The 11,583-nt window shown below is 49.7% G+C and carries 13 protein-coding genes; 11 read left to right on the forward strand and 2 right to left on the reverse strand.

Annotation, left to right across the window (positions count from 1 at the left end; genetic code table 11):
• The first annotated feature begins 56 nt into the window (after positions 1–56).
• The 9 genes from SSED_RS07210 to SSED_RS07250 all read left to right on the forward strand — a co-directional run bounded on the left by SSED_RS07210 (position 57) and on the right by SSED_RS07250 (position 6,825).
• Positions 57–269 carry an MrpF/PhaF family protein gene (locus SSED_RS07210; protein ID WP_223295953.1) on the forward strand — a complete coding sequence of 71 codons (213 nt, stop codon included), beginning with the start codon at positions 57–59 and terminating at the stop codon, positions 267–269.
• Positions 256–555, forward strand: a complete 300-nt coding sequence (mnhG, locus tag SSED_RS07215) for a monovalent cation/H(+) antiporter subunit G (protein WP_012141740.1) — start codon at positions 256–258, stop codon at positions 553–555. Before SSED_RS07210 ends, mnhG begins: the two co-directional genes overlap by 14 nt.
• Positions 543–866 carry a Na(+)/H(+) antiporter subunit B gene (locus SSED_RS07220; RefSeq protein WP_012141741.1) on the forward strand — a complete coding sequence of 108 codons (324 nt, stop codon included), beginning with the start codon at positions 543–545 and terminating at the stop codon, positions 864–866. The genes mnhG and SSED_RS07220 overlap by 13 nt, the downstream gene beginning before the upstream one ends.
• Before the next feature lie 113 nt (positions 867–979).
• Positions 980–1,636 carry an MnhB domain-containing protein gene (locus SSED_RS07225; RefSeq protein WP_012141742.1) on the forward strand — a complete coding sequence of 219 codons (657 nt, stop codon included), beginning with the start codon at positions 980–982 and terminating at the stop codon, positions 1,634–1,636.
• Positions 1,637–1,665: 29 nt separating this feature from the next.
• Entirely contained in the window at positions 1,666–1,941 is a 276-nt protein-coding gene (locus SSED_RS07230; RefSeq protein ID WP_263053385.1) for an NADH-quinone oxidoreductase subunit K, read from the forward strand.
• Positions 1,913–3,418: a complex I subunit 5 family protein gene (locus SSED_RS07235; RefSeq protein WP_012141744.1), complete on the forward strand. Its 1,506-nt coding sequence runs from the start codon at positions 1,913–1,915 to the stop codon at positions 3,416–3,418. Before SSED_RS07230 ends, SSED_RS07235 begins: the two co-directional genes overlap by 29 nt.
• The gene (locus SSED_RS07240; RefSeq protein ID WP_012141745.1) at positions 3,415–4,911 is read left to right on the forward strand and encodes a complex I subunit 5 family protein; all 1,497 of its coding nucleotides are present in this window, start codon (positions 3,415–3,417) and stop codon (positions 4,909–4,911) included. Before SSED_RS07235 ends, SSED_RS07240 begins: the two co-directional genes overlap by 4 nt.
• Positions 4,908–6,221, forward strand: a complete 1,314-nt coding sequence (locus SSED_RS07245) for a proton-conducting transporter transmembrane domain-containing protein (RefSeq protein ID WP_012141746.1) — start codon at positions 4,908–4,910, stop codon at positions 6,219–6,221. Before SSED_RS07240 ends, SSED_RS07245 begins: the two co-directional genes overlap by 4 nt.
• 214 nt (positions 6,222–6,435) lie before the next feature.
• Complete coding sequence (locus SSED_RS07250) at positions 6,436–6,825, forward strand: hypothetical protein (protein WP_041421578.1); 390 nt, start codon at positions 6,436–6,438, stop codon at positions 6,823–6,825.
• A 79-nt stretch (positions 6,826–6,904) separates the two neighbouring features.
• Here the strand turns inward: SSED_RS07250 and SSED_RS07255 are convergent, their stop codons facing one another.
• Entirely contained in the window at positions 6,905–7,270 is a 366-nt protein-coding gene (locus SSED_RS07255) for a hypothetical protein (RefSeq protein ID WP_041421579.1), read from the reverse strand.
• A 90-nt stretch (positions 7,271–7,360) separates the two neighbouring features.
• Entirely contained in the window at positions 7,361–8,287 is a 927-nt protein-coding gene (locus SSED_RS07260; protein ID WP_223295988.1) for a helix-turn-helix domain-containing protein, read from the reverse strand.
• 314 nt (positions 8,288–8,601) lie between these two features.
• Between SSED_RS07260 and SSED_RS07265 the strand changes: the two genes are divergently transcribed.
• Positions 8,602–9,552 (forward strand): DmsE family decaheme c-type cytochrome, encoded by a 951-nt coding sequence (locus SSED_RS07265; protein WP_012141749.1) that lies wholly within the window; start codon positions 8,602–8,604, stop codon positions 9,550–9,552.
• 14 nt (positions 9,553–9,566) lie between these two features.
• Positions 9,567–11,573, forward strand: a complete 2,007-nt coding sequence (locus SSED_RS07270) for an MtrB/PioB family decaheme-associated outer membrane protein (protein ID WP_012141750.1) — start codon at positions 9,567–9,569, stop codon at positions 11,571–11,573.
• Positions 11,574–11,583 lie beyond the last annotated feature (10 nt).

The following is an 11,583-nucleotide window of genomic DNA, read 5'->3' on the forward strand; positions in this document are numbered from 1 at the left end:
TATATTTCACACTGGCGTTGTTCCTCTTGCTGAACCTCATTGTCGGAATGTGGCGGGTGTTGCGCGGTCCCACCGCCGCGGATCGCATGTTGACGGCACAGTTGTTCGGCACCACATCAGTGGCTGCAATGTTATTGCTGGCTCAGGCGACGGACAAACCGGCCCTACGTGATGTGGCACTGGTATTTGCCTTACTTGCGGCGGTAACTGCGGTAGCTTTTATCCGTCGCGCCTGGCGGGTTAGGGAGAAAAAGCATGACGGCAATTGATCTCATCTCCTCCGTCCTGCTCATCGCAGGGGGCGTTTTCTTTCTGGCTGGCACCCTGGGCCTGTTGCGGTTTCCTGATGTTTACACTCGCCTGCATGCCTTGACTAAAGGCGACAACGTGGGCCTTGGGCTGGTGATCGCAGGGCTGGCCGTTCAGGTACAAAGCTGGTTTACCGTGGGCAAGCTGCTGATGATTTGGGTATTGGTGATGCTCGCCAGCGCCAGTATTTCTCATTTGATTGCAAGACGTGCTTTGCTGCGGGGGATCAAGCCGTGGAAGCGCTGACCATACTAAACTGGGTGTTAGATGGCCTGTTGGGAGTGAGCTTGTTCAGTCTGGCCTGGCTGGCACTCGCGAGCACGGATATTTTCAAGGCGATTGTGCTGTTTATCAGCTTCGGGCTGCTGATGGCATTAGCTTGGGTGCGGCTCAATGCGCCGGATATAGCTCTGGCTGAGGCGGCTATTGGTGCGGGTCTGACCGGCGCCCTGTTGCTGGCCGCATACGCGCGACTCAAGGATATCAGTAACGGTGCATCTGACGGTGAGGACGTTCAGTCACATATTCAAGATGATTCAGATGAGGAACCAAAATAGAGACGAGCAAAAAGATGCTACATTGCTCGCAGCGTGCACGTAAGAGCATTGAGGTTGAATGAAATTTAAGCTCGGAAGATAAACTGTCCCCAGGGTAAACCAGGAGAGATGATATGGAGAGGAATCCTTGGTTGTTGCCATTGTTGCTGATGCTCTGTGTGGGTCTCGGTTATACCGTATTGTCTATGCCTGAACCTGTGGAAGGTCTGCCCAAAATGCTGGTCGACAACATGGAGGTTAGTGGCGTGTCTAATCCAGTGACTGCGGTGCTGCTCAACTTTCGCGGTTACGATACTTTGCTGGAGATGGGAGTGTTGATGGTGGCTCTGCTTGGCGTGTGGTCACTCGGCGGCATGCCTGATTATCACGAAACAAGCCCGGGGCTGGTTTTGGACATTATGTCACGTCAGCTGGTTCCCGTGCTGATCCTGGTGGCCGGTTATCTGTTGTGGATAGGCGCCGATGCGCCGGGGGGAGCCTTTCAAGCCGGATCTCTGCTGGGAGCTGCGGGAGTATTGCTGCTGCTTTGCGGATGGCGTATCGGCAACAGATGCTCAGGACTGCCATTGAGAATGCTTATAGTCCTGGGCCTGGGTATGTTTGTCATGGCCGGTACGGCTTTACTTCTGATAGAAGGTGGATTCTTACAGTATCCACCTTCTGTGGCCAGTGAGCTGATATTGATGATCGAAGTAGCGGCTACGCTGTCCATCGGTGCTACGCTGGCGGCCATGTTCCTGGGGAGACGACCGGGGGGGGCGGACAAATGAGCTATGTTTACCTCTATGCGCTCCTTGGTGTGGGTTTGTTCGTTCTGGGCTTGAACGCCTTGATCGTTCACGCTCATTTGCTGCGCAAGATACTGGCTGTCAATGTGATGAGTACAGGCGTGTTTCTGGTGTTGGTGGCACTGTCTTCCCGTACTGAGGACGTCTTGCCGGATCCTGTTCCCCATGCCATGGTGATCACCGGCATCGTGGTTTCTGTGTCTGCTACAGCATTGGCACTCATCTTGATGCTGAAGGTAAATCGGGCAACCGGAAAAAATGAACTTCCCGACAGGGGCCGGGAGTGATCACTGTAAACGGCTGAGTTTGCTGCCTATGGAGTTAATATTGGGGGACGTCCCGTGGATTGTGGTGCTGATCATCTTACCTTTAATGGGGGGCATGGCTTGCTTCCTGTTCCCGATAATATCTAAATCACTGGGTCTGCTTATTTCGCTGGCAGTTGTCGCTTGTGTGTGGGGGCTGGGTTGGCAACTGAGCGAGGAGGGGGCGCAGCGTTACGCCGTTGGTGGCTGGGGCGCCCCCCTGGGTATCGACCTTTACGCCGATGGGCTGAGTCTGCTTATGGTGGCGGTGTCGGCCTTGGTGGGATTGGGTATCAGCGTCTATTCCAGCGGTTATTTCAGTCGCGATAAAGCGAACCATTTTTGGCCGCTATGGTTGTTCCTGTGTGGAGCACTGAATGCACTGTTTCTATCTTCTGATATCTTCAATCTCTATGTCACACTGGAATTGCTGGGATTGACGGCAGTGGCCCTTGTGGCATTGGCCAATGGGGCGGAAGCCCTGACCTCAGCCATGCGTTATCTGCTGGTCAACCTGATGGGCTCCCTGTTTTACCTGCTGGGTGTTGCCTTTCTTTATCACAGTTTTGGCAGTCTGGATATTGCAATACTGGCGCAACGGGCGGAGCCGTCGCCTGCAGTGTGGGCGGCGGTAGGATTGATAAGTACCGGCCTGCTTCTTAAGACTGCGCTTTTCCCTATGCATTTCTGGTTACCGGCAGCTCATGCCTGTGCTCCGGCGCCGGTGAGTGCACTGTTGTCCGCATTGGTGGTCAAGGCTTCCTTCTATATTCTGCTGCGCATGTGGCTGGAGATCTTTCCAATGGTCGGTACTTCATTCGCTCAGTTACTGGGGTTGCTTGGCGCGGCGGCAGTCCTTTGGGGCGGGATCCAGGCACTGCGACAGACACGACTTAAATTGCTTATTGCCTACTCGACGGTATCGCAGCTAGGTTATCTGTTTTTGGCTTTTCCGTTGGGGATAAGTATTGCCTGGAAGGGAGCGCTATATATGTTGCTGTCTCATGCTGTGGCCAAAGCGGCAATGTTCATGGCGGCGGGAAATATACTGGCTGCCGGAGGAGATGATCGCATCGCGGCTCTCTCTTCGATAGCACAGCGTCTGCCCCTTACTTTGACAGCATTTGCCCTCGCGGGGATCAGTATTATGGGTCTACCGCCTAGTGGCGGGTTCATCGCCAAGTGGTTATTGCTGGAGGCATCAATACAGTCGGGGCAGTGGTGGTGGGGAGTTATTCTCCTTCTCGGCGGGTTACTGGCCGCTGCTTATGTTTTTAAGGTCGTAGGTCATGTGTTTACCCAAGCCGAGCAGACACTCGAGGCCCGAGATGTGCCGGCCAGAATGGAGTGGACCGCTCTGGGGCTGGCATTGGTGGTTATCTTTTTGGGGCTGTTCGCTTCCTGGCCGTTGGCGCTGATGGAGATTGGTTCCCCCTTTGGCGAAGGAGGTACCGGATGAATTGGAGTACGGCCCTGCCATTGTTGGTCCTCGGCAGCTCTCTCATACCGGGATTGATGATCTTCTTTTTGTCCGAGGAGCATGTTGTTGCCCGCACAGCGCTTAATTTGGCCAGTGCGTTACTTAAAATAGTGCTGATTGGGGGAATGTTTTGGGGCATGTTACACGGCTACCATTACGAGTCACGCCTACCGCTACTGCCTGGACTCGATTTGGTACTGCGTGCCGAACCACTGTCGATGCTTTTCGTGCTGCTTTCCGCCGGATTGTGGCTGGTTACTACCGTTTATGCCATTGGTTATCTGGAGGAGTCACCTTACCGCAGCCGCTTTTTCGGCTTCTTCAGTCTGTGTGTAACGGCTACTGTCGGTATTGCTCTGGCGGGCAACCTGATGACCTTCTTGGTGTTTTATGAACTATTGACCCTGTGCACTTATCCGTTGATCGTACATCGCGGAACCGAGGTGGCGCGAAGAGCTGGCAGAATTTATCTGACCTATACTATCGCCGGTGGTGCATTGCTGCTGCTGTCGTCGGTGTGGCTCTATACCCTTGCCGGCACCCTGGAGTTTACGGCTCGCGGGTTCCTGTCTGGTCTCGATACCTCTCTGCACCCAACACTAATGTTAATCTTCGCATTGTTGATCGCCGGGCTGGGTGTAAAAGCGGCATTGCTTCCCCTGCATGGCTGGCTACCTCTGGCTATGGTGGCACCGGCACCGGTGAGTGCATTGCTGCATGCCGTGGCCGTGGTGAAGGCGGGGGCATTCGGTATTGTACGGGTCGTTTACGATGTGTATGGCATTGAGTTTGCCACTGGTTTGGGGGTGACATTACCTTTGACGATACTGGCTGCCGCAACTATTATTTACGGTTCGCTGCGGGCCTTGTTTCAGGATGAACTGAAGCGTCGGCTTGCGTTCTCTACGGTCAGCCAGGTGTCATACATAGTGCTAGGCATCGCGGTTGCCGGTCCCGTCGCGACTATTGGCGGTCTGATCCATCTGGTGCATCAGGGAGTACAGAAAATCACCCTGTTTTTTTGCGCAGGAAACCTCGCAGAGACGCTGGGAATTCACAAGATCAGTGAGATGAATGGAGTCGGTTGGCGCATGCCGTGGACCATGTCAGCATTCACGATTGGTGCCTTTGGTATGATAGGGGCGCCGCCGCTGGCAGGTTTTTTCAGCAAGTGGTATCTCGGACGAGGGGCATTGGATGCCGGGCAAGACTGGGTGATATTGATTCTGGCAGGTAGCAGTATACTCAATGCTGCCTACTTTCTGCCGATATTGTATATCGCTTGGTTTAAGAAGCCTCCCGACAGCTGGCCGGCAGAACGTACTTTCGGACGCCAAGAGACAGCGTGGGCGTTACTGCTTCCCCCATTGGTTACCGCTTTAATGACATTGGTTCTGGGGCTGTTAGCATCTGCGCCGTTTGGCCTATTGGAATGGGCTCGTTTAATTGTGAACCGAGGACTCGCGCAGTGAACGGCATAGTGAGTGCCTTTCTGCTTGTATCGGCACTGGTGTTGCCGCTGTTGCTGGCGTTTCCGGCATTGCATCGTCGTCTGCCCTGGCCTGTACATATTGCCCTGTTGCCAGCGGTTGCTCTGGTGTTTATCCCTGTAGATTATTGTATTGAACTGCCTTGGTTTCAGTTGGGATCAGGGCTGGGTCTCGATGCGGGGTCTCGCTGGTGGTTGGCGATATCAGTAGTGGTGTGGGGCGTTGCGGCAACCTCTTTGCACGCTCCGGATGGGCGTGATGTTTATCATCCTCAGACAAGCTTGTTTCTGTTATCTTTGGCGGGGCAGCTGGGCGCGATTCTGGCGACGGATTTGGTCTGTTTCTTCGCGTTCACGACCCTGATGGGGTATGCGTGTATTGGCCTGTTGCTTGCCGATGCAGATGAGTCGACTCGTCGCGCCGGACGGGTATACCTGGTGTTGCTGATCTTCGCGGATATTATCCTGTTTGAGGCTATGGTGATGGCCGAAGCGATAACTGAAGATCTGGGTTTCGCAATCCTGGCTCACGCAGTGTCGCTAACCAAATCCTCAGATCTCTATCTGTCGATAGTGATTGTTGGCTTCGCCCTCAAGGTGGGTTTATGGCCGTTACACATATGGCTGCCATTGGCCTATGCCTCTGCTCGCCCCGCAACGGCACTGCTGTTGTGGGTTGGTCCCGTCGCAACCGGCTTGCTTGGCATCGTACGCTGGCTGCCTCTGGGTGAGATGGCTGCGCCGATGCCGGGGATCTTGCTCCAGGCCGTTGGCGCAGTCACAATCCTTTATGTCATACTTTTTGGTTTTATGCGGGCACAACGCAAACAGCTACCAGCCTATGTTGCCATCATAGTGACGGGAAGCTTCGTTATGGGCTTGGGGGCTGGTTTGAGCGATCCTGCCTTATGGAACAGGTATGGAGATTTGGCCCCTATCTTCATTTTTACAGTTGGATTGGGATTGGCGATTATGATCGTCAGTTTCGAATGCTATAAGGCGAAGGGCAAGGTGTCCGGGTCGAAGAGGGCTGACCGGACAGCACTGGAGATGGAGCACTGGTTTAAAGCTTTCATTCGCTGGGGGCGGCGGACAGGAACCGATACTTTACCGAAATTCCGCGCTTCATGGCTTGCCAGATGGGATGAGCTCTGGCAAAAACGTGTATGGCAAAGAGCGTTCGACGCCGGTGAATACTTTTTGCAGCGTTGGTCAATTGCGGTCACTCTGTTTTTGCTGTTAGTTATCGTGACTGTGGTACTTTTGCTGCTGGATGCCAGGTCGGTTCTGTAGGGAGGGATATCACATAAACTTTTTTCGTAAGTAGACACGATTTAAGAGAAAAATAGGAGCCGATCAACAATGAAGTGCTCCCTGAACGCATCAGTTCTGCTAGAGTAGAGCTAATAAAAAGTGAAAATCAACAGTGTGCGATAACAGAAGTTAAGTGGCACTGACTAACAGGTAATAATAGTACTCCACACAAGATGAAGCTATAGAGATGAATATGGAAATCATTTGGTTTGTAATTATGGCTATTTTAATTCCGTTGGCGGGTTTTATCGGTTTCTCGGTACAGGTGAGAAGCATGAAAAAGCTGCGGTTTGAGAATGATAAATTGACGTTAGAAAATTTAGCGTTGAGGGCTGCTCAACAAGATGCGACCAACTCTTCCGTTACCCCAATCAATACAGCCAGGCAGGCTATACAAGGAGGCAATACACAAGGAGTCGACGATATAAGCCAGTCAGAGGAATCGATAGAGGAAGATGTCGAAGATTTTCTGTCAGACATAGATTGGAGAGATAAGTTAATTCAGATTGGTACGCTTTTTCTTCTCTGTTACTTCCTCTATGACATCTATAGACTGGGAACCTGGTTGTATTCATTGATCTAATTGATGAAACACTTTGCCTGCAACATCGGCGTATAACTTGATGGTTAGCTATGGCTTTTTGAACTTTTGGGAGTTGGAGTCAATAGAGCGAGTTGGTTTGTTGACCAATCATATTGCTATGTTTCTCAGTGTTTGGGACTTTATTGAGGATAGGTAGCAATTGTGGGAATTGAACACTGGCAGTTTTAATAATAAATAGAGTCAGGTTTTCAACATCATTACGCCGCTCCGGAAGCCGTTCTGCACAATGTGCCATTGCAATTAAGCATTGGATTTTCGGGGTGTGTTCCGTTGACTCATTTAAGGCAAATCGAGAAATGAAATTTGCTATGGTTGATACAGGAACGTATTCAAATATTGTTGTGATATTCAAATCGTCAGTGATGAAGTCTTCGAGGTATAATGAAAGTTGGCTAATCTTATATTGACGTTGAAATAGATTCATTTGCTGTTTGGTCCACTGTTAATTATGGAGGCTTGACGCGTTACGGTTAATTTTGTTCGACGGCTGAACTGGATAAGTATTAGCTGGATATTACCTGAATAGATGAGTGTTAGCTTTAACGTACTCTCTTGGTGGGAGACCGGTAATATTTACAAATAGCCGGGTAAAATTACTTAAATCTGTATATCCACACTCATAAGCGGTTCTCTTTACGCACCCCTTATTTCTGATTAGATTTTGACGTGCTCTTGAAAACTTAACACTCTTTATTATTGCGGTCGGTTTTTTTCCTGCAGAACATAATTTTCGTTGGAGGTTTCGTTCGGAAATGCCGATTAATGAGGATAATGATTTTAAGTTCAATGTATTAACATCAATAGTATTTGCGGCTGCAGTAACTTGATCTATGAGGGTTAGATTGGGTAATTCGATGGTTCTCGATTCAGGTTCATAAGTCTCTCGTTCCGGTTTTCTAACCAGAATTGACATATGGTTACTTTCAAACTCTACATTTTCAAAAATATCAACGTATTTGGCATAATGACTCCTTTCAAATGGGAGTTTAACGCTGAGTATGTCTTTGCCGGAGGCCGCTTCATTTTCAACTAAGAGCTCAAGCATGAAGCTGTAAAGATAGATGTCGCAATATTTCGAGCTGGACGACATGAGGCTGGGGCGCTTAGATACTAATTCGATTTCAGTTTTAGAATGAATGATTTTCCAATCAACGCTGGCAGATTTATTTGGGAATGTATTTAAGAGTCCATTCAATATTTGGGCACTACTGCTGGTATCTCTTAAATGCTGACTTAAATAAGGGATGAATCGCCGCTTGATGAAAGGGAGTAGCTCCACGAAAAAGATATTGTTGTCTGAATTATTCTCAATCGTATTCAGTAGTTCTAAAAGTACGTTATACCCGATAAGGTCGAAGTCATTTAAATGTTTCAGGTGATGATAATCTTCTGGTATTGCAAAACCAGTAACTTCACAATATTCAATGACTAACTTAGTCATCACAGCAGGTAAAACCCTATATTTTATCATTGTGAATATGCCCGCCAATAAGTTAACTATATATATGATGTCAGCAGTTTTATTCTAACACCAGCGGAAACAATTATTAAGCACTGTGATAAATAAAACAAGTTATCACGGAGTTTATTAAGTGAATTTCTTTTATCTGTTATATCAGTCATTGATTAAGGTCACTATTGTCGTTTTGTGCCAAGTACTTTACCTATTTCAATGAATGTTGAAGATATATAATTTTCTGGTATTAAACACTTTTATTAAGCGCTAACTATCAAAATAATAATTAAGGTAACTTTATGAAATGGTATCAAATTACCATGCGACTGCTCAGTGTTGTTATATGCTTGAGTGTTTCATCTGGAGTCAGTTCGACTCCTTGGAATGATTTAACGGAAGGTGTATTAACTGAGCTGTTGATGCAGAAATTTTCTGAAGGGAAGTATTCCAAAAAAGGCGCCGACTCCTGTCTTATGTGTCATAAGAAGAGTGATACCGTCATGGCTATCTTCGATGGTGTTCATGGCAAGATGAATCACGCCGATGCTCCTATGGCAGGCCTGCAATGCGAAGCCTGTCATGGCCCGCAGGGCAAGCATAACAGGGGCGGAAAGGAGCCGATGATTGCGTTTGGCAAAGAGAGCAAGCTTTCTGCCGAAAGTAAAAACAGTGTCTGTCTGGGCTGTCACAACGATCCTGAGCAGATGGCTTGGCATAGCAGCAACCATAATCTCAATGAAGTGGCCTGCAGCGATTGCCATCAGCTGCATGCCGCCAAAGATCCTGTGCTCGACAAGCTCAGTGTCAACGATAGCTGCACCAGCTGTCACGCCCAGGCAAAAGCCGATATGAACAAGCGCTCATCTCACCCGCTGAAATGGGACCAGATGACCTGTATCGATTGTCACTCTCCTCACGGCTCCATGAGCGAAAGTGCCCTGAATAAACCGACAATTAATGACACCTGCTATTTATGTCACAGTGAGAAGCGTGGACCGGTTTTATGGGAACACGCACCGGTTACCGAGAACTGTGTTACCTGTCATAACCCCCATGGCAGCGTCAACGAAGGCATGCTGAAGAGCCGTGCGCCTCAACTCTGTCAGCAGTGTCATGCGCCCGATGGTCATGCCAGCCGAGTGGTGCAGGAACCGGGAATGGATGCCTTCGGCGGTGGTAAGAGTTGCTTGAACTGTCATAGCAAGATCCATGGTTCTAACCATCCATCAGGCAGCCTGCTGCAGCGCTAATAGGGAGCAATATCATGAGATTTAAACTCAATATCATCACAGTGTCGTTGCTGGCCGTTTCAGGTTCGGCGATGGCGACAAACTTCGGTGTCGGTAACGCCAATACTGACTCGATCAATTTTGATAAGTATGAATGTAAACGCTGTGTCTCAAGTGATGGCTACCGCGGTGAGGTCTCGGTCTCGGCGGGTTATAACTCGGTGGATGATATCCATGCGGGTAATGCGCTGGGAAGTGCCGAAGATGGTGCTATCGCAGCCGTAAGTGGTGATATCCGCTATCAAAATGAGACCGGGTATCAGGCTCAGATTCAGGCTCATCAGTTAGGCATGGATAACGGCTTTGCCAACATCAAGGTCGGAAAGTCAGGGCTATATGAGCTGGAGTTGGATTATCAGTCGCTTAAGAGTTATCAGGCGGGCGATGTGCAGAGTCAGCTTTGGCATAATGATGGGATGCTAACCCCCAGCGCCTACACCAATGAGTTTGATCTGGCGCTAAAGCGTGAGAAGTCGGCGATAGGCTTTAACTATGGAGAGGGGGTTTATAACACCTTCATCCGTTATAGCCAGGAGGAGAAGACGGGTCATCAATCGAGCAGCCTGGTCGCCCCGAGTCCGGTTAACTTTGGCTTGCCTGTCGATGCCACCACTAAGCAGCTCGATGCAGGGGCATCGTTAGCCGGTGATAACTGGTTAACCGAGCTGAGCTATTTTGGTAGTTACTACAGCAATAACATCAAAGACCTGAGCCTGCCTCATATGAATGATGTCTACTCGGCAACGCCGGATAATGAGGCTCATCAGGTGTCACTATCTGGCCAGTACCAGCTAAATCGTACCGTGATGAGTGGCCGTCTGGTGACGGGGCGGATGATCCAGGATGACTCGCTTATTCAGATGAGTGGTAATCCGCTGCAGAGCTGGGATGGGCAGATAGATACCTTGGATGGTCGTTTTGCCGTGACCTCAATGTTGAGCAATCGCCTGCGCTTAGGCGGCAGCGTCGATTACAGCAAGCGAGATAACAAGAGCTCTGTGTGGGAGTTTACTCAGTACAGCTACAACGGCTTAAGCGGTGCGTTTAAGCAAAATGTTCCTCAGGATATCGAGCGCAACACCTATAAGGTCAATGCCAGCTATCGCATCGCCAGTGGTTACCGTCTGCAAGCCGGTTATGACAGGAAAGAGGTCGACCGTAGCTATAGCGAGCGCGAGCAGACCAATGAAGATAGCCTGTGGGCCAAATTTAATGTGAGCGCCTTCGACAAGTTCAATGTCAATCTGAAAGCCAGCCATGGCAACCGTGGTGGCTCAGATTATGAGGTGAACGAGGTCACCTCCTCTGAGGAGAACGCCTTGATGCGTAAGTACTATCTTGCGGATCGCAAACGTAATGCCGTCGAGCTTAAGGTTAACCACACGCCGCTGTCCTGGATGAGTATCGACGTGATCGGCCGTTATGCCAAAGACGATTATGATGCCACCGAGATAGGCCTGACCGAGTTACAAGACTTTGGCTATGACGTCAATCTTAGCCTGCAGTTTAGCAAGCAGCTGTCGGCTTACGGTTTTGCCGGTCAGCAGTGGATCAACTCGGCTCAAGCCGGTAGCCAGAGCTTCTCTGCCCCGGACTGGAACGCCGATATCGAAGATGAATTTATCAATATCGGTGCCGGCTTCAGTTATGGCGGCCTGATGCAGGAGAAGATCACCTTAGGCGGTGATTACCTGTTCAGTAATTCAATCAGTGACACCTCGGTCGGGGGCACCCTCGTCACGGCTGATGCTAGTCAGCCATACGGTGATTACTTCTCCTATAACCACAGCGTGCGTATGTATGCCGATTATGCCTTGAGCAAACAGATGGCATTGAAGCTGAGTTATCAATATGAACGATATTACGACACAGATGCGGCTCAAGTCGCGACGAATGCTGTGCCGGGGCTAACCACGTTAGGTGAGCTTAACCATAACTATAACGCGCACCAAGTGATGCTGTCGTTTAACTACACCCTGTAAAAAAGGAAAA

The organism is Shewanella sediminis HAW-EB3 (assembly GCF_000018025.1).
GTDB classification, from domain to species: domain Bacteria; phylum Pseudomonadota; class Gammaproteobacteria; order Enterobacterales; family Shewanellaceae; genus Shewanella; species Shewanella sediminis.

What these genes read in the sequence shown, in the direction of transcription:
- SSED_RS07250 (WP_041421578.1), top strand. Translation starts at nt 6,436, where the DNA reads ATGGAAATCATTTGGTTTGTAATTATGGCTATTTTAATTCCGTTGGCG.
- SSED_RS07270 (WP_012141750.1), top strand. Translation starts at nt 9,567, where the DNA reads ATGAGATTTAAACTCAATATCATCACAGTGTCGTTGCTGGCCGTTTCA.
- SSED_RS07260 (WP_223295988.1), bottom strand. Translation starts at nt 8,287, where the DNA reads ATGACTAAGTTAGTCATTGAATATTGTGAAGTTACTGGTTTTGCAATA.
- SSED_RS07255 (WP_041421579.1), bottom strand. Translation starts at nt 7,270, where the DNA reads ATGAATCTATTTCAACGTCAATATAAGATTAGCCAACTTTCATTATAC.
- SSED_RS07240 (WP_012141745.1), top strand. Translation starts at nt 3,415, where the DNA reads ATGAATTGGAGTACGGCCCTGCCATTGTTGGTCCTCGGCAGCTCTCTC.
- SSED_RS07225 (WP_012141742.1), top strand. Translation starts at nt 980, where the DNA reads ATGGAGAGGAATCCTTGGTTGTTGCCATTGTTGCTGATGCTCTGTGTG.
- mnhG (WP_012141740.1), top strand. Translation starts at nt 256, where the DNA reads ATGACGGCAATTGATCTCATCTCCTCCGTCCTGCTCATCGCAGGGGGC.
- SSED_RS07265 (WP_012141749.1), top strand. Translation starts at nt 8,602, where the DNA reads ATGAAATGGTATCAAATTACCATGCGACTGCTCAGTGTTGTTATATGC.
- SSED_RS07235 (WP_012141744.1), top strand. Translation starts at nt 1,913, where the DNA reads ATGAACTTCCCGACAGGGGCCGGGAGTGATCACTGTAAACGGCTGAGT.